21 protein-coding genes are annotated in these 16,009 nt (G+C 32.4%); all 21 read left to right on the top strand.

Going from position 1 to position 16,009, the window contains the following annotated elements:
* Positions 1–6 precede the first annotated feature (6 nt).
* From J8L88_RS16080 to J8L88_RS15980, 21 genes are read left to right on the top strand one after another with little or no spacing between them, the layout of a single operon-like run.
* The gene (locus J8L88_RS16080; protein WP_027392759.1) at positions 7–1,224 is read left to right on the top strand and encodes a beta-ketoacyl synthase; all 1,218 of its coding nucleotides are present in this window, start codon (positions 7–9) and stop codon (positions 1,222–1,224) included.
* A gap of 26 nt (positions 1,225–1,250) precedes the next feature.
* Positions 1,251–1,496 (top strand): phosphopantetheine-binding protein, encoded by a 246-nt coding sequence (locus tag J8L88_RS16075; RefSeq protein ID WP_027392758.1) that lies wholly within the window; start codon positions 1,251–1,253, stop codon positions 1,494–1,496.
* Between the two features lie 8 nt (positions 1,497–1,504).
* Positions 1,505–2,395: a lipid A biosynthesis acyltransferase gene (locus tag J8L88_RS16070; RefSeq protein ID WP_027392757.1), complete on the top strand. Its 891-nt coding sequence runs from the start codon at positions 1,505–1,507 to the stop codon at positions 2,393–2,395.
* A gap of 3 nt (positions 2,396–2,398) precedes the next feature.
* Complete coding sequence (locus J8L88_RS16065) at positions 2,399–3,322, top strand: flavodoxin (protein ID WP_211061260.1); 924 nt, start codon at positions 2,399–2,401, stop codon at positions 3,320–3,322.
* Between the two features lie 13 nt (positions 3,323–3,335).
* A complete protein-coding gene (locus tag J8L88_RS16060) occupies positions 3,336–4,472 on the top strand; it encodes a beta-ketoacyl-ACP synthase III (protein WP_027392755.1) in 1,137 nt (378 codons plus the stop codon).
* Entirely contained in the window at positions 4,472–4,927 is a 456-nt protein-coding gene (locus J8L88_RS16055; RefSeq protein WP_035085073.1) for a hypothetical protein, read from the top strand. Before J8L88_RS16060 ends, J8L88_RS16055 begins: the two co-directional genes overlap by 1 nt.
* Before the next feature lie 35 nt (positions 4,928–4,962).
* Positions 4,963–5,364, top strand: a complete 402-nt coding sequence (locus J8L88_RS16050) for a hypothetical protein (RefSeq protein ID WP_027392753.1) — start codon at positions 4,963–4,965, stop codon at positions 5,362–5,364.
* Positions 5,361–6,359, top strand: a complete 999-nt coding sequence (locus J8L88_RS16045; protein WP_027392752.1) for a BtrH N-terminal domain-containing protein — start codon at positions 5,361–5,363, stop codon at positions 6,357–6,359. Before J8L88_RS16050 ends, J8L88_RS16045 begins: the two co-directional genes overlap by 4 nt.
* 6 nt (positions 6,360–6,365) lie before the next feature.
* Positions 6,366–7,124, top strand: coding sequence for an ABC transporter ATP-binding protein (locus tag J8L88_RS16040; protein WP_118386506.1), 759 nt, complete (start codon positions 6,366–6,368; stop codon positions 7,122–7,124).
* Positions 7,117–8,409: an ABC transporter permease gene (locus J8L88_RS16035; RefSeq protein WP_211061259.1), complete on the top strand. Its 1,293-nt coding sequence runs from the start codon at positions 7,117–7,119 to the stop codon at positions 8,407–8,409. The genes J8L88_RS16040 and J8L88_RS16035 overlap by 8 nt, the downstream gene beginning before the upstream one ends.
* Positions 8,387–8,833 (top strand): thioesterase family protein, encoded by a 447-nt coding sequence (locus J8L88_RS16030; protein ID WP_027392749.1) that lies wholly within the window; start codon positions 8,387–8,389, stop codon positions 8,831–8,833. The genes J8L88_RS16035 and J8L88_RS16030 overlap by 23 nt, the downstream gene beginning before the upstream one ends.
* The gene (locus tag J8L88_RS16025; RefSeq protein ID WP_211061258.1) at positions 8,830–9,969 is read left to right on the top strand and encodes a beta-ketoacyl synthase N-terminal-like domain-containing protein; all 1,140 of its coding nucleotides are present in this window, start codon (positions 8,830–8,832) and stop codon (positions 9,967–9,969) included. Before J8L88_RS16030 ends, J8L88_RS16025 begins: the two co-directional genes overlap by 4 nt.
* Complete coding sequence (locus J8L88_RS16020) at positions 9,966–10,580, top strand: hypothetical protein (protein WP_371813676.1); 615 nt, start codon at positions 9,966–9,968, stop codon at positions 10,578–10,580. Before J8L88_RS16025 ends, J8L88_RS16020 begins: the two co-directional genes overlap by 4 nt.
* 2 nt (positions 10,581–10,582) lie before the next feature.
* A complete protein-coding gene (locus J8L88_RS16015; protein ID WP_027392746.1) occupies positions 10,583–10,840 on the top strand; it encodes a phosphopantetheine-binding protein in 258 nt (85 codons plus the stop codon).
* 1 nt (position 10,841) lies between these two features.
* The gene (locus tag J8L88_RS16010; RefSeq protein WP_211061257.1) at positions 10,842–12,038 is read left to right on the top strand and encodes a beta-ketoacyl-[acyl-carrier-protein] synthase family protein; all 1,197 of its coding nucleotides are present in this window, start codon (positions 10,842–10,844) and stop codon (positions 12,036–12,038) included.
* Positions 12,038–13,102, top strand: a complete 1,065-nt coding sequence (locus tag J8L88_RS16005; RefSeq protein WP_211061256.1) for a beta-ketoacyl synthase N-terminal-like domain-containing protein — start codon at positions 12,038–12,040, stop codon at positions 13,100–13,102. Before J8L88_RS16010 ends, J8L88_RS16005 begins: the two co-directional genes overlap by 1 nt.
* Positions 13,096–13,869 (top strand): polysaccharide deacetylase family protein, encoded by a 774-nt coding sequence (locus J8L88_RS16000; RefSeq protein ID WP_211061255.1) that lies wholly within the window; start codon positions 13,096–13,098, stop codon positions 13,867–13,869. The genes J8L88_RS16005 and J8L88_RS16000 overlap by 7 nt, the downstream gene beginning before the upstream one ends.
* Entirely contained in the window at positions 13,862–14,491 is a 630-nt protein-coding gene (locus tag J8L88_RS15995) for an outer membrane lipoprotein carrier protein LolA (RefSeq protein WP_027392742.1), read from the top strand. Before J8L88_RS16000 ends, J8L88_RS15995 begins: the two co-directional genes overlap by 8 nt.
* Complete coding sequence (locus J8L88_RS15990; RefSeq protein WP_211061254.1) at positions 14,472–15,095, top strand: hypothetical protein; 624 nt, start codon at positions 14,472–14,474, stop codon at positions 15,093–15,095. Before J8L88_RS15995 ends, J8L88_RS15990 begins: the two co-directional genes overlap by 20 nt.
* A gap of 1 nt (position 15,096) precedes the next feature.
* Positions 15,097–15,462 carry a 3-hydroxyacyl-ACP dehydratase gene (locus tag J8L88_RS15985; protein ID WP_027392740.1) on the top strand — a complete coding sequence of 122 codons (366 nt, stop codon included), beginning with the start codon at positions 15,097–15,099 and terminating at the stop codon, positions 15,460–15,462.
* 10 nt (positions 15,463–15,472) lie between these two features.
* Positions 15,473–15,943 (top strand): hypothetical protein, encoded by a 471-nt coding sequence (locus tag J8L88_RS15980; protein WP_211061253.1) that lies wholly within the window; start codon positions 15,473–15,475, stop codon positions 15,941–15,943.
* Positions 15,944–16,009 lie beyond the last annotated feature (66 nt).

Genomic DNA, 16,009 nt, shown 5'->3' with positions numbered 1-16,009 from the left:
ATTAGTATGCGTAGAGTAGTTATTACTGGAATGGGAATATATTCTTGTATTGGTTCTAATGTAGAAGAAGTAAAAGAATCATTATACCAAGGGAAGTCTGGCATTGTTTATGAACCATCTCGAAAAGAGTTTGGTTATAGATCAGCTTTGACAGGAACCGTTCCTAAACCTAATTTAAAAAAGGAGCTAAGTAGAAGGCAAAGAGTAAGTTTTGGTTCTGAGTCTGAGTATGCTTATATAGCTACGAAACAGGCATTTGATCAAGCAGGTGTAGATCAAGAGTTCTTAGACAATGAAGAAATAGGCGTGCTATTTGGAAATGATAGCACTGCAGAGTCGGTAATGCAAGCAATCGATAAGATAAGAATTAAGAAAGATACTACTTTAGTAGGTTCCGGAGGTGTTTTTAAGTCTATGAACTCTACGGTAACAATGAATCTTTCAACTGTTTTTAAACTGAAAGGTGTTAATTTTACAATAAGTGCTGCTTGCGCAAGTGGATCACACTCGGTTGGAATGGGATATTTGTTGATTAAGCAAGGGCTTCAGGATTATGTGTTGTGTGGAGGTGCTCAAGAAATTAATGATTACGCCTTTGGTAGTTTTGATGGATTAGGAGTTTTTTCTGTGAATGAAGAAAACCCAACAAAAGCATCGAGACCCTTTGATAGCGGAAGAGATGGATTAGTGCCTAGTGGCGGTGGTGCTGCCTTGTTTATGGAGTCTTATGAAAGTGCGGTTAAAAGAGGGGCGACTATTTTGGGAGAAGTTGTAGGTTATGGTTTTTCATCTAATGGAGATCATATTTCTACGCCAAACCAAGAGGGACCTGCTAGAGCTATGAAACGAGCAGTGGATCAGGCGAATGTAAAACCTGAAGATGTTGATTATGTTAATGCGCATGCTACATCTACTCCTATAGGAGATGCAAATGAGGCAAAGGCGATTAATGAAGTTTTTGGAGAATCAAGACCTTACGTGAGTTCTACAAAATCAATGACTGGGCATGAGTGTTGGATGGCAGGTGCAAGTGAGATTGTTTATTCTTTAATAATGTTAAACAATTCATTTATAGCGCCTAATATTAACCTTGAGTCTCCTGATGAAGATTCGTCAAAGTTAAATTTGGTAAAAGAAACTGTAGATAAAAAAATTGATGTATTTTTGTCGAATTCATTTGGGTTTGGGGGCACAAATTCTGCAATCGTCATAAAAAAGATTTAGAATAGAAAAAAATTACAAGAAAGATGATGGAAACAAGTGTAATTGTTGAAAAAGTTGATGACTTTTTGATAGAAGAATTCGAGGTAGAAGCGGATGAAATTGCTCCCGAAGCAAACCTTAAAGAAACATTAGATTTAGATAGTTTAGATTACGTAGATCTTGTTGTAGCTATTGAAGCCACTTTTGGAGTGAAATTGGTTGGTGATGATTTTGTTGGAGTAGAAAGTTTTCAAGATTTTTATGATTTGATAGAACGTAAAGTCAATATTTAGAAGAAGTAATGGCCCAATGGGAAGGTAAAGCTAAAGGAACGCCTTTAGGATATAAAATATTCATTTTCTTTATAAAGAATTTAGGATTAAATGCTGCTTACTCAATTCTAATATTTGTAGCAGCGTATTATGTTATATTTTCTTATTCAACTACAAAAGCTAGTTATTATTTCTATAATAAAAGACTAAAGCAATCTCGCTTTAAGTCTTTTGTCAGTGTGTATAAAAATTATATAGTTTTTGGTCAAACACTTATCGATAGGACAGCTATATCTTTTGGGCTAAAAAATAAATTCACTTTCACCCACGATGGTCGGGAAAAAATGCAAGCACTCTTAAGTAAAGGTGAGGGTGGAATTATCTTCAGTGCTCACGTAGGAAGTTTTAATATAGCACGTTATTTTTTTGATGATTTTGATATGACTAATACCGGTGTCAATCTAATGGTTACCGATCAAGAAAATGAACAAATCAAGGAGTATGTTGGAGCTGTGTCTAACGATACTAGTATGAAATTTATTGTAATTAAGGAGGATATGTCTCATATCTTTCAGATGAATGATGTTCTAGCAAATGGTGAGGTGATAATTTTTGCTGCAGATAGATATGTAGAAGGGATTCAATTTCTGGAACATGAGTTTTTTGGTAAGTCAGTAAAGTTTCCATCAGGTCCGTATAAGTTAGCTGCGAGAAAAAAGAAGCCTATTCTTTTTATGTATATAATGAAAGGAGCTAAAAAACAATATAATTTGTACGCTCGTGAACCAGAATTTACAGAGCAATCTATCAAACCTAGCCATGTTTTAAAAGAGTATGTTAGAAATACTGAGATTATGGTTAATAAATATCCCTTGCAATGGTTTAATTACTACGACTATTGGGATGATCTTAAAACCTAATGTATGAAGAATGTACTTGTTTTGTATTATAGTCAAAGTGGTCAATTAGGTGAGATATTAACGAATCTGGTAGAGCCGTTGATGATTGATGAAGAATGTGATTTAACAATATATCAAATAAAACCGGAAGAGCCTTATCAATTTCCTTGGAATAAAAAAGACTTTATACAAGCTTTTCCAGAATCCTATTTACAAATCCCAAGCCCTAATATTCCTATTCCGGAAGAAATAAAGAAAAAAAAATATGATCTGATTATACTGGGCTATACAGTTTGGTATCTTTCACCCTCGATTCCTATTAATTCTTTTTTGAAAAGTGATGACGCTAAAGTATTGTTGAAAGATGCTTCTGTTATTACCGTAAATGGTTCCAGAAACATGTGGATCTTAACTCAGGAAAAAGTTAAGAAGTTATTGGTGGATTGTAAAGCACAATTAGTTGGTAATATTGCTTTTGTAGATAGGCATTGGAATCATATTAGTGTTATTACGATTGTTCATTGGATGATGGGAGGTGAGAAAACTAAATATTTAGGGATTTTCCCAAAACCTGGAGTTTCAGAAGAAGATATTAACGGTGCCGGAAAGTTTGGGGCAATTATAAAAAAATATCTTTTTAAAGAAAATTATGAACAATTACAGGAAGAGTTGGTTAAAGATGGAGCAGTTCGAATAAAACCTTTCTTAATTAGGTCAGATAAATCTGGAAATCATATCTTTAGTAAGTGGTCAGCACATATATATAAAGTGGGACTTAAATCACAAAAAAGGAGAGCAAAGTGGTTAAACTTTTTTGAGTATTATCTACAATTTGCTATTTGGGTTTTTGTACCTATAGTTTTTATTATATTTTTGTTGACTTATGTACCTTTTTATGCACGCATAAAAAAAGATATTAAATATTATCAATCAACAAGATTACGATAAGTAATCATTATTTATGAAAAACGTTTACATAACAAAAACAGGGCACTTCTTGCCGAATGAGCCAGTCTCGAATGATGAAATGGAAAAGAGACTAGGGATGATTGATGATCAGCCTTCGAGAGCTAGAAGAATTGTTTTGAGAAATAATGGGATTAAAGAACGGTATTATGCTGTAGATAGTCATGGAAACATTACTCATAATAATGCTCAACTTACAAGAGAAACGATCAAAAATCTATGCGATTCTGATTTTTCAGAAAAGGAAATAGAGTTGCTTTCTTGTGGAACTTCTACTCCGGATAATTTGTTGCCTTCTCACGCATCGATGGTTCATGGATTGTTAGATACTCAGGATAGTATTGAATTAAATACAGCTTCAGGTGTATGTTGTTCTGGAATGAGTGCGCTAAAGTATGGTTTTCTGTCTGTTAAATCTGATAGTACTAAAAATGCTATTTGTACAGGAACAGAAAGAGTTTCTACTTGGATGCAATCTAGAAAATTTGATAAAGAAGTAGAGAATTTAAAATCTTTAGAGGAACAACCAATTATTGGATTTAAAAAAGACTTTCTTAGATGGATGTTATCTGATGGAGGAGGAGCTTTTTTATTGGAAGATAAACCAAGAGGAGAAAATTCTTTGCGAATTGATTGGATGCAAGCTTATTCATTTGCGCATGAATTAGAGGCTTGTATGTATGCTGGAGGAGATAAAAATGAGGATGGAAGCCTTAAGCCTTGGAGCGAATATGAGCCGGCAGAGTGGTTGTCAGAATCTGTTTTTTCGTTAAAACAAGATGTAAAAATCTTAGATAAACATGTTGTTCCAAAAGCAGTTTCTAGTATGAAAGATGCTTTTGAGAAAAACAATCTAAATGAGGAAGAGATAGATTACTTCTTACCTCATATTTCTTCATTTTATTTTGAAGAAAGGTTAAGTAATGAAATGATAAATCAAGGAATTTCAATTCCTAAGAGTAAATGGTTTACGAATCTAGAAAAGGTTGGAAATGTTGGTTCTGCATCTATTTATTTAATGATAAATGAATTGAAAAACTCTGGAAAGTTAAAAAAGGGAGATAAGGTAGTTGCAATGGTTCCAGAGAGTGGACGTTTTTCGTATTTTCATATTTTATTTACTGTTTGCTAATGAGTAATCAACTAGAAGAAAATATTACAGATACTGATTTTATAAAAAAGTTGATTCCACAAAAGGATCCTTTTGTTATGATTGATAAGTTATTATACTTTGATACTGAAAAGGTTATTTCAGGATTAAAAGTTACATCTGATAATATATTAACCTCAGGAGATTATCTAACAGAAGGTGGGCTTATAGAAAATATGGCACAAAGTATTGCCTTGCATAGAGGTTATAGAGGATATATAAATAGAGGGAAAGATGATAAACCTAAAACAGGTTTTATAGGCTCTATAAAACATGCCACCATTAATTCATTACCAAAAATTGGCACTGAGCTTATAACTACAGTAGAAATTGTAGCAGAAATTATGCAAGTTTCGCTTGTTCAGATCGAGGTTAATGACCCGGAAGGGAATTTAATAGCCTCTTCAGAGATGAAAACTATTATAGTAGATTCTTAGTTCTGGAAACTTTTAAATTTTAATTTATTGATAGTATGAAGAAAGAAGACGTACCTCAGGATGAAAGTAGCCTTTCTAAAGCAAATATAAAAGAGGTTGTGTATGCTGTCGATAAGGATGGTAAATACGGAAAAGCCCTTAGTTCTGGTTGGGATGCAAAGACAATTGCATTAAACGAATCATTAGAATTGATAGAAGAGCAACTTCAAGATACAATCAAAAAAATAAAAAGTGGAGAGCTTAGCCCTATTGCGTATTATATGGAATTACAGCGAATGGACGTTGTCGTTTTATCTGGATATGTAGGGTTGTGGCAGTGGAAAGTAAAAAGACACCTTAAGGCCAAAACATTTAGAAAGCTAAATGAAAAGACATTAAGTAAATATGCAGAAGCTTTCGAAATATCTTTAGAAGAACTTAAAAATCCTAAGATTTGAAAATAAACTTTGAACACAATCAATCTGCCCATTGCGAAAATGGAGTGGTTTCTAACTTGTTAAATTATAATGGGCTTAAGGTAAGTGAACCGATGGTATTTGGAATTGCTTCAGGAGTCTTCTTTATATATATACCTTTTATCAAGGTGAATTTCGCTCCAATGTTTAGTTTTAGACCTGTTCCGGGCTTTATTTTCTCTAGAGTAAGTAAAAGATTAGGATTTAAGATAAAAAGGCATAAATTTAAGTCAAAGGAGAAAGCTCAGCAGACATTAGATGCAGAATTATCAAAAAATAATCCGGTAGGACTACAGGTTGGAGTGTATAATTTGACTTATTTCCCTGATGAATATCGTTTTCACTTTAATGCACACAATTTAGTGGTGTATGGTAAGGATGGAGATAATTACCTTATTAGTGATCCTGTAATGCAGGAAGTAACTACATTATCTTCTAAGGAATTAGAAAAAGTACGTTTCGCTAAAGGTCCTTTTGCACCAAATGGACATATTTATTATCCGACAGAATTACCAAACGATATAGATCTTAAAAAAGCAATTACTAAAGGAATAAAACAAGCATATAGACATATGTTAGCACCAGTTCCTATTGTTGGATTTAGAGGAATTAGGTTTGTGGCCAAAAGAATTCGAAAATGGCCGGATAAAATTGGTATAAAAAAGACAAATCATTACTTGGGTCAATTGGTCCGAATGCAAGAAGAAATAGGAACTGGAGGTGGAGGTTTTCGATTTATTTTTGCTGCTTTTTTACAGGAAGCATCGGTGATTATGGAAAACCCTCGTTTAGCTGAATTATCTAAAGAAATGACGGTAATAGGAGATCAATGGAGAGATTTTGCAATTGATGCTTCTAGACTTTATAAAAATAGAAGTAGAGAAACGGATGCTTATAATAAAATTGCTGATAAACTAGATGCTATTGCATTAGCTGAAAGAGCATTCTTTTTGGATCTTAAGAAAGCAATTAAATAACTGCGAATGGATAAAACTCCTCTTATTGACATAAAAAATATCTCTAAACAATATAAAGGAGCTGCATTTCTTTCATTAGATAAGGTGAACTTACAAATAAAATCCGGAGAAGTATATGGACTTCTTGGACCTAATGGAGCAGGAAAAACTACATTAATATCCATTTTATGTGGATTGATTAAACCCACTTCAGGAGAAGTGCTAATTTCTGGAAATAGTTTTAAAACACACGCAAAAGATATTCAAAAATCCATAGGGGTTGTACCTCAAGAATATGCATTATATCCCAAGTTAACTGCTAAGGAGAATTTGTTTTATTTTGGAAGTATGTTTGGAATAAAAAAATCCGAACTTACACCAATAATCAAATCTCATTTAGATCAATTAGGGTTGTTGCCTTTTGCGGATAAAAAAATTAAAACGTTTTCAGGAGGTATGAAAAGAAGGGTGAATCTGATTGCAGGGATACTACATAACCCGATGTTGTTGTTTTTAGATGAACCTACCGTTGGAGTAGATGTTCAATCTAAACAAGCGATTACTACTAAACTTATAGAACTCAATCAGTCAGGAACAACTATAATTTATACGTCCCATCATTTAAGAGAAGCACAAGATTTGTGTTCTATGGTTGGGATTATTGATTCAGGAAAAATTATTGCAGAAGATACACCGTCTAAATTGATTAAGAATACTAAGGAGGCTAGGAACTTAGAAGATGTATTTATAGAACTTACAGGTAGAGAACTTCGTGACTATGCATAGATTTTTAGCATCCATAAAAAAAGAATTTTTGTTGCTCCTAAGAGATCCTGGAGGATTAATTATTCTGTTCTTAATGCCGATTGTTTTAGTAGTTACTGTTACATTAATTCAAGATGCGACATTTAAATCTGTATCCAGTAGTTCAATAGAAATACTACTGGTTGATAAAGATAATGGGAAGTTATCGGCTGAAATCCAAAAGAGTTTTTCTGAAATAGAATTTTTGGAACCTGTTTCTAAGATAGATAATATATCATTAACAGAAGAAAAAGCAAGACTTTTGGTAGCTTCTGGAGATTATCAGTTAGCTGTTGTGATACCAGAGGGGTTAAGTAAAGAACTCCAAAACCAAATAGATAAAAATATTTCTAAAATACTCGAAGAGTTCGAAGGTTCTGTAGATTCTTTGAAAACAGCTGACGTTACAGAAACGTTACCGGATAATAAAGTCGTAAAGCTTTATTTCGATCCTATTACTCAAGAAACCTTTAGAAGTTCTGTGATATTTGCGGTTGATAAGTTGGTGGCGAGTATAGAAACTAAATCAATTTACGAAGCTTTTGAAAAAGAATTAGGAGAGTCAAAAAGTCTTAAGTCTTTTAATAGAGATACTTTTGTTAAATATGATCAGATAAATCCATCTTTATCCGGAGAGTTGATTATTCCAAATTCTGTTCAACATAATATCCCAGCTTGGACCTTGTTCGCAATATTTTTCATGATTTTACCTTTATCATTAAACCTTGTTCATGAAAAAGGACAAGGAACATTTGTTCGATTGCAAACAACACCGATTAATTACGCAACTATTATTGGAGGAAAGGCATTTCTGTTTTTATTGGTTAGTCTTTTGCAATTTACATTAGTTTTGTTATTAGGGCTTTATGTGTTTCCTAAATTAGGTCTTCCGGTTTTGGATTTAGGGAATAATCTAGGTTTACTATACGTGGTAGCGCTATCTTCTGGATTGGCGGCAATAGGATTAGGAGTGTTGTTGGGTACGGTATTTAACTCACACGAACAGGCAGCACCATTTGGTGCTGTTTTGGTTGTATTACTTGCGGCGATTGGTGGAGTATGGGTTCCTGTGTTTGCAATGCCAGATACGATGCAGATTATAGCCAAAATATCTCCGATGAATTGGGGATTAGAAGCTTTTTATGATTGTTTTTTAAGAAAAGGTAGTCTGATAGATATTCTTCCCGAAATAGGTTTGCTTATTGGGTTTTTTATTAGTACTATCGTAATCGCTATACTATATTATGAAAAGAAAAAAGCGGTCTAAAGAAGTTGTAACCGATATTAAATATGTTCACGAGGTAAGAGTCAGGTTTAATGACTGTGATCCTCTTAGCATTGTTTGGCATGGTATTTATATTACCTATTTTGAAGAAGGTAGAGAAGCTTTCGGTAGAACTCATGGTATTTCGTATTTACATGTAAAGGATAATAATTATGTTACTCCGATTGTTAATTCCAATTGCGATCATAAGTTACCATTAAAGTATGGGGATATTGCTACCGTAGAGACTATATATGTAGATAGCCCAGCTGCAAAAATGATTTTTAGGTACAATGTGTATAACCAGAATAAAGATTTGGTTTGTGTTGGAGAAACTACGCAAGTATTTTTAGATCTGGATGGAAATATGTCTTTAAGTATTCCGGAATTTTTTCTTGATTGGAAACGTAAAGTAGGTTTGTTATGAAAAAAGTCTACATAGTTGCTGATAATATAGTTTCGCCACTGGGTTTTTCTACAGAAGAAAATATAGTAAATCTCCGTAATAATCGTACTGGCATTCAGAAAGTTGAGGATGATTTGATATGGTCTGACGCATTTTATGGCGCCGTAATTAATAATGAAAAGCTTTCTAAAGCTTGGAGTGTAATATCAGGAAACTCTAGCTATACAAAGTTGGAAAAAATGATGTTATTATCTGTTTCTAAACTGCTAAAAGAGAATCCTGGATTAAATATTACTAAAAGTGGAATTGTAATTTCTACAACTAAAGGAAATATTAATAATCTGCGAAGAGATAAAGATGAAAAGGCATATTTAAGTAGCATTTCGAGAACGATTCAGGAGTATTTTAAGTTGGATCATACGCCTAAAGTTTTATCCAATGCTTGTATTTCTGGAGGATTAGCTTTGGCTGTTGGTAAGAGAATGATTCAATCAGGACTTTTTGAAGATGTAGTTGTAATAGGAGGTGATTTACTCTCGGAGTTTACACTTTCTGGTTTCTTTTCTTTTCAAGCGGTAAGTTCTGCACCGTGTAAACCATTTTGTAAAAATAGAACGGGTATTAGTTTGGGAGAAGCTGCAGCCTGCGCCTGGCTTAGTGCTAACAAAGAAAACAATACGGATACCGTAATTAGTATTACCGGAGAGGCTTCTGCTAATGATGCTAATCATATTTCTGGACCTTCAAGAACTGGTGAAGGATTATTTATAAGCATTAGTAAAGCTTTAAAAGAAGCTAATTTAGACAGTGGTCAAATAGATCATATTACCGCACATGGTACAGCGACTCCATATAATGATGAAATGGAAGCTATTGCATTTAATAGAGCTGGGTTGCAAAAGGTACCATTAAATAGCTTAAAGGGGTACTATGGACATACATTAGGTGCTTCTGCTTTGATAGAGAGTATTATAGCTAAACATTGTTTGATTAATAATGAATTATTCGCTTCTTTAGGTTATGAAGAGTTAGGTGTTTCTCAACCGATAAACGTGCTTGCTAAAAATGAAAAGAGAGAACTGAATAAAGTTTTGAAAACAGCTTCTGGTTTTGGTGGTTGTAATGTTGCATTGATTATTGAAAAGGAAGTGCTGTGATAGAAGAAAAGTATTACATATCAGATTTTTGTTTGATTAGAGATAAAAAAGTATTCAAAAATGGGCGCGAGTTATATACCGATTTAGAATCTACAAGTTTAAAGGATTTTGCAAAAGGGGTTTATAAATTTCTAGAGTTAAAATATCCGAAGTTTCACAAAATGGACGAATTATGTAAGCTTGGTTTTTTAGCTTCAGAGGTTTTATTAAATGAGAAAGAAGAAGTAGATCAGGATACCGCTTTAGTTTTATCAAATAGGGCTTCTAGTCTTGATACGGATAGAAAACATCAATTAAGTATTCAAAATAGAGAAGATTTTTATCCTTCTCCTGCTATTTTTGTATATACATTGCCCAATATTATTATGGGAGAAATCAGTATTAAGAATAAAATGAAAAGTGAAAATGCTTTTTTTGTAACAGATAGTTTTGACGCTGATTTTATAACTTCATATTCTAAAATTTTAATGAATACAGGAAAGGCAAGTGACGTTATTTGTGGTTGGGTAGATTTGGATAATGATAAATATGACGTATTTTTGGCTTTTCTTTCAAAAAAAGGTAAAAAAGAGCTAACAAAAGAAGAATTAAATAAATTATATAAGCAATAGTTATGGCTGAATTAAGAGAAGAGCTAAAAGAAAAATTAATAGAGCAATTAAGTCTTGAAGATGTAGAAGTAAGCGAAATAGGAGATGATGATCCTCTTTTTGGTGATGGTTTAGGATTAGATTCTATTGATGCTCTTGAGCTAATTGTATTATTAGAAAAAGACTATGGAATTAAGCTAAAAGATCCAAAAGAAGGTAAAGCTATATTTGAATCGATTAGTGTAATGGCTGATTACATTTCAAAACACCGTACAAAATAATATGAATAAAGGCATTGCCATAACTGGTATGGGGATTATTTCTTCTATCGGAAATACGGTAGAAGAAAATTTGAATGCTTTGAAATCAGTATCTCCTGGAATTTCCAGAATTGAGATGTTGAAAACTCGTCATAAGGATCAAATCATGGTTGGTGAAATTAAACAAACCAATGAAGATCTGGAGAAACAATTAGGGTTAAAAACGTTACATAGTTTTTCTAGAACTGCTATGATAGGTGCTATTGCGGCAAAAGAAGCGTTGCGAGATGCACAGATTTCTGATGTTAACGAATATAGAACTGGTTTTGTTTCAGGAACCAGTGTAGGTGGTATGGATACCACAGAAAAGCACTACCTTGGCTATACAGAAATTGAAGATAATCGAAGATTTATACAGGCGCAACATGCAGGTTTTACTACCCAATCTATTTCTAATCATTTAGGAATCAATGGATATGTTTCTACTATAAGTACTGCTTGTTCCTCTGCGGCAAATGCAATTATGCTCGGAGCAAGAATGATTCAAGCGGGCAAAATAGATCGAATGATTGTGGGAGGAACTGATGCGTTATCTAAGTTCACAATCAATGGTTTTGGTACTTTAATGATCTTGTCGGATTCAGAATGTACACCTTTTGATGATAACAGAAAAGGATTAAATCTAGGAGAAGCTGCAGCATTTTTGGTGCTAGAGAGTGATTCGATTGTAGAAAAAGAAAATAAGAAGGTTTTAGGACGTGTAGCGGGATGGGCTAATGCAAATGATGCTTATCACCAAACTGCATCTTCTTCTGATGGAGAAGGAGCTTTTTTAGCAATGAATGAAGCGCTAAAAGTAGCGGATATAACTGCAAATGAAATTGATTATGTAAATGCCCATGGTACGGCAACTCCTAATAATGATTTATCAGAAGGAGTAGCTATGACCAGAATATTTGGAGAAGAAAAACCCCCTGTATTTAGTTCTACAAAGGCATTTACAGGACATACATTAGCAGCAGCAGGATCTGTAGAAGCTGTGTATTCACTTCTATCTCTTCGTGAAAACTTAATTTTCCCGAATTTGAATTTTAAAAATAAAATGAAAGAGTTTTCATTGGTTCCACAAACAGAATTAGCATCCAAAGAAATGAAAACCATATTATCAAATTCTTTTGGTTTTGGAGGTAATTGTTCCACTTTAATATTTACAAAATAATGAGCGATTGCTATATTAATGGAATAGCCAGTATTTCGGCACAGCCAACAACAGATCCAGAAACATTTTTAGAGGATATAATCTCTCATAAAGAGTCTATATTTAGATCTCATGATCCTAATTATAAAGAATATATTAAACCAGCGGCAATGAGACGTATGTCTAAGTCGGTAAAGATGGGAGTTACAGCCGCTTCTATGGCGTTACATAATTCTGGAATAGAAATGCCTGATGCTATTATTACAGGTACAGGAATGGGATGTAAACAAGATTCTGAAAAGTTTTTAGAAAATGTATTAAATAATGATGAGCAGTTTTTAACTCCAACATTATTTATACAGTCTACACATAATACAGTTGGAGGACAAGTAGCTTTAGGATTAGGTTGCAAAGCATATAATGTTACCTATGTACAAGGTTCTGCTTCTTTTGAGATCTCTGTTATGGATGCGCAATTGATGTTGTCAGAAAAGCCGGAAAAACAAATTCTTGTTGGAGGTATTGATGAAGTAGCTAAAAATTCAACATTATTACATAAATTGGATGGTCAGATTAAAGACGATAATATTGATGTAATTAACTTGTTAAATTCTAAAACGACTGGAACAGTAAATAGTGAAGGATCTACATTTATGGTTTTGGGTTCTGATAAAACTGAAAAAAGTCTTGCAAAAATTATTGATGTAGAAACCCTTAGTAAAGGTTCTTCAGATGATATTAAAACATCAATAATATCATTCATTTCTCGACATGATATAAGTATCGAAGATATCGATGCTGTGGTATTAGGAAATAACGGGGATATTAATTTTGATCATTATTACGAAAATTTGCAAACTTCGATTTTTTCTGATAAAGAGCAGTTGTGTTATAAGCACTTAATAGGAGATTATCCAGTAGCTTCTAGTTTTGGATTTTGGCTTGGTTGTAAAATATTTGAAAACAATCAAGTGCCAAATGTTTTAAAGGTAAATGAAGTTGTTGCTAATAAATATGATACTGTACTTCTTTATAATCAATATCTTGGGAAAAATCATAGTATTGCGTTGTTACAACGATGCTAATAAGAAATTTAGTTAATATTATATCTATAGTCGTTGGTATTTTAATAATAACGGCGATAAGTTTCAATAAGTTACCGATTTGGTCCTTTGTTGTCTTAATATTGCTTTGGGTAGTAATAACCACTTACGGAGTACTTAATATAAAGGCAGGATATTTTCTTAAAAGTTTAAACAATAATCCAACTACAAAAGGAAAAAAGATTGCTATTACCTTTGATGATGGCCCAGATATTAATACAATTAAAATCTTAGAAATACTAGGCAAGTACAATATCAAAGGAACTTTTTTTTGTATTGGACAGCAAGTAGAAAAACACCCCGATATTGTTAAAAAAATTATTAATGAAGGACATATTGTAGGCAACCATACTTTTACCCACGGGAAGTTTATTGATGTATATAGTACGGATAAATTTATTGGTGAAATAGTAGACGCGGATACTGCGATAGAAAAGATTTCTAAAAAAAAACCATTACTTTTTAGGCCTCCTTATGGAATAACAAACCCCAATATCGCTAGAGCTGTTAAAAAGACTGGACATGCTGTTATTGGTTGGAATAAGAGGTCTTTTGATACAACAATTCCTTCTGAAAAAGTGATATTAAAGAGAATAACCAAAAACCTTAAAAATGGTGATGTTATACTTTTGCATGATACAAAGTTGATCACTTTAACAGTATTGGAACAATTGTTGCTATTTTTGCAGAGTAATAATTATACAACCGTTACGATAGATGAATTATTTTCAATACAGGCATATGCTTAGATTTTTATTATTTGGTTTTATTTTACTAAGTGGTTCTTACCTGCAAGCTCAAGAGGTAGAGCTTTCGACATCAGAGATTACATCTTTTAAAAACTCTGTAAGTAAAAGTGCTAAGCAATCAAAAACCATTGTTAACACATTCACACAATTAAAACATATAGATTTTCTTTCTAACGATATAGAAAGTAGTGGTGATCTGTATTTTAAATCACCAAATATTATTAAATGGTCATATACAAGTCCGTATGAATATAGTGTAATTTTTAAAGATAAAAAGTTGTTTATCAATGATGCAGGAAAGAAAAGCGATATTAATTTGGCGTCTAATAAAGTTTTTAAAAAATTAAATGACTTGATAGCAAAGAGTGTTAGTGGCGATATGCTAGATGACACTCAATTTTCCATACGTTTTTTTAAAAACAAAGAACTTTTTATCGCAAAATTATCTCCAATTGATCAAACTTTAAAAAATATGTTTAAGGAGATTGTTTTAAATTTTGAATCAAATAAGTATTTAGTTTCTAGTGTTAAACTAATAGAACCTTCAGGAGATTATACTCTTATCAATTTCGAGAACACATCTGTAAATAAACCTATACCAGATGCGATATTTGCTCATTAGTATATTATGTATATCTGTTTTTAGCTGCAAGGTTGCAACTGTAGAAAATTTTACAGAATCAGAGGTAAAATCAGGAGATCAAGTCGTTAATCCATATTTTTCGAGCGAAACAGTTGATTATGTTTATAAATCAGATATATCAGTTTATGGAAATGAATTTAGTGGTATTCTTATTTTAAAAAAGATTGCTCCCCAAAAGCATCGTATTGTATTTACATCACAATTTGGGAGTACATTTTTTGATATTGAAATAGATAGTGAATCCTATAAAATTCATTCAATTATAGAACAACTTGATAGAAAAATTATCTTAAATACCTTAATAAAGGATTTTACATTATTGGTAAAAGAAAAAGGTATGGCTGTCCAAAGATATCATAATGATACTTATAATGTTCTGAAAAATGAGAAAGGGAAGTACAGTAATTATTATTTTTACAATCTATCGGATCAGAAATTAGATAAGATAGTTAATACCACAAAGAGAAAAGAAAAAGTGATCGTACTGTTTAATGATATCGCAGAGGATCATTTAGCGAAGAATATATATATTGATCATAAAAATATTCAATTGAATATCGAATTAAATTTCTTAAAAAAATAACATGCTAATAGCTGATTTATATAAAATTAACGAAGATTCTGTAAGGGATGGTATACAAACTACGACCATTACTTTAAATCCAAAAAATAAGATCTTTAAAGGTCATTTTCCGGGCAATCCAATTACGCCAGGAGTTTGTACTTTGCAAATCATTAAGGAGTTAACAGAAAATAGACTGGATTGTCGCTTGTTTATGAAAAAGACTTCTAATGTGAAGTTTATGGCAGTGATTAATCCAGAAAAAACTCCTGATTTAGTAATAGTGAATGATTTTAAGGATTCTGAAGAAGAGATTAAGGTAAAGAGTACCGTAAAATATGATGATACCACAGCGCTAAAAGTGGTGTTGACTTTTGTTAAATTATAATATATAGAGTATGAAATTTTTAGTATTGTTTATGAGTCTGTTTTTTGTAAATACCAGCACTGTTGATATTACAGAAGTAAGAAATTTATATAGACATGCTAAAGATACAAAAGAGAATACAGATAAATTTTTTGAAACTACACAGAAAATAAATTTCGAAAATAAACCTGTTTTATCCGCGTATCACGGATGTGCTTTAACTTTAAAAGCATCTTATGCAGACAGAAAACTGGATAAAATTTCCTTTTTTAGAAAAGGTAAAAAGTTAATCGAAACTGCTATTGAGGCCGAACCCAATAATATTGAGCTCAGAATGATAAGATTGAGCGTGCAAACCAGTGCTCCCAAGATCACTAGATATTATAAAGATATAGATGAAGACAAGGATTTTTTGACTAATAATGTGGAAAAAATATCATCTCCTAAATTAAAAAAATTCATCAAGGGTTTTATGTCCACTTCCAGCGTTTTTAAGAAATGATTCAAATAAAAAAGTAGGGTTTTTTATGGGTTCAGTGTTTTAGTTTATAGATACTAATCATAACTA

It is taken from the genome of Aquimarina sp. MMG015, assembly GCF_018100855.1.
Lineage (GTDB): Bacteria > Bacteroidota > Bacteroidia > Flavobacteriales > Flavobacteriaceae > Aquimarina > Aquimarina latercula.
The sequence above is the reverse complement of the archived record's forward strand: the minus strand, read 5'-3'. Positions and strand labels throughout refer to the sequence as shown.

What these genes read in the sequence shown, in the direction of transcription:
- J8L88_RS16065 (WP_211061260.1), top strand. Translation starts at nt 2,399, where the DNA reads ATGAAGAATGTACTTGTTTTGTATTATAGTCAAAGTGGTCAATTAGGT.
- J8L88_RS16060 (WP_027392755.1), top strand. Translation starts at nt 3,336, where the DNA reads ATGAAAAACGTTTACATAACAAAAACAGGGCACTTCTTGCCGAATGAG.
- J8L88_RS15980 (WP_211061253.1), top strand. Translation starts at nt 15,473, where the DNA reads ATGAAATTTTTAGTATTGTTTATGAGTCTGTTTTTTGTAAATACCAGC.
- J8L88_RS16070 (WP_027392757.1), top strand. Translation starts at nt 1,505, where the DNA reads ATGGCCCAATGGGAAGGTAAAGCTAAAGGAACGCCTTTAGGATATAAA.
- J8L88_RS16080 (WP_027392759.1), top strand. Translation starts at nt 7, where the DNA reads ATGCGTAGAGTAGTTATTACTGGAATGGGAATATATTCTTGTATTGGT.
- J8L88_RS15995 (WP_027392742.1), top strand. Translation starts at nt 13,862, where the DNA reads ATGCTTAGATTTTTATTATTTGGTTTTATTTTACTAAGTGGTTCTTAC.
- J8L88_RS16005 (WP_211061256.1), top strand. Translation starts at nt 12,038, where the DNA reads ATGAGCGATTGCTATATTAATGGAATAGCCAGTATTTCGGCACAGCCA.
- J8L88_RS15985 (WP_027392740.1), top strand. Translation starts at nt 15,097, where the DNA reads ATGCTAATAGCTGATTTATATAAAATTAACGAAGATTCTGTAAGGGAT.
- J8L88_RS16055 (WP_035085073.1), top strand. Translation starts at nt 4,472, where the DNA reads ATGAGTAATCAACTAGAAGAAAATATTACAGATACTGATTTTATAAAA.
- J8L88_RS16050 (WP_027392753.1), top strand. Translation starts at nt 4,963, where the DNA reads ATGAAGAAAGAAGACGTACCTCAGGATGAAAGTAGCCTTTCTAAAGCA.
- J8L88_RS16010 (WP_211061257.1), top strand. Translation starts at nt 10,842, where the DNA reads ATGAATAAAGGCATTGCCATAACTGGTATGGGGATTATTTCTTCTATC.
- J8L88_RS16035 (WP_211061259.1), top strand. Translation starts at nt 7,117, where the DNA reads ATGCATAGATTTTTAGCATCCATAAAAAAAGAATTTTTGTTGCTCCTA.
- J8L88_RS16000 (WP_211061255.1), top strand. Translation starts at nt 13,096, where the DNA reads ATGCTAATAAGAAATTTAGTTAATATTATATCTATAGTCGTTGGTATT.
- J8L88_RS16040 (WP_118386506.1), top strand. Translation starts at nt 6,366, where the DNA reads ATGGATAAAACTCCTCTTATTGACATAAAAAATATCTCTAAACAATAT.
- J8L88_RS16015 (WP_027392746.1), top strand. Translation starts at nt 10,583, where the DNA reads ATGGCTGAATTAAGAGAAGAGCTAAAAGAAAAATTAATAGAGCAATTA.
- J8L88_RS16030 (WP_027392749.1), top strand. Translation starts at nt 8,387, where the DNA reads ATGAAAAGAAAAAAGCGGTCTAAAGAAGTTGTAACCGATATTAAATAT.
- J8L88_RS15990 (WP_211061254.1), top strand. Translation starts at nt 14,472, where the DNA reads ATGCGATATTTGCTCATTAGTATATTATGTATATCTGTTTTTAGCTGC.
- J8L88_RS16075 (WP_027392758.1), top strand. Translation starts at nt 1,251, where the DNA reads ATGGAAACAAGTGTAATTGTTGAAAAAGTTGATGACTTTTTGATAGAA.
- J8L88_RS16025 (WP_211061258.1), top strand. Translation starts at nt 8,830, where the DNA reads ATGAAAAAAGTCTACATAGTTGCTGATAATATAGTTTCGCCACTGGGT.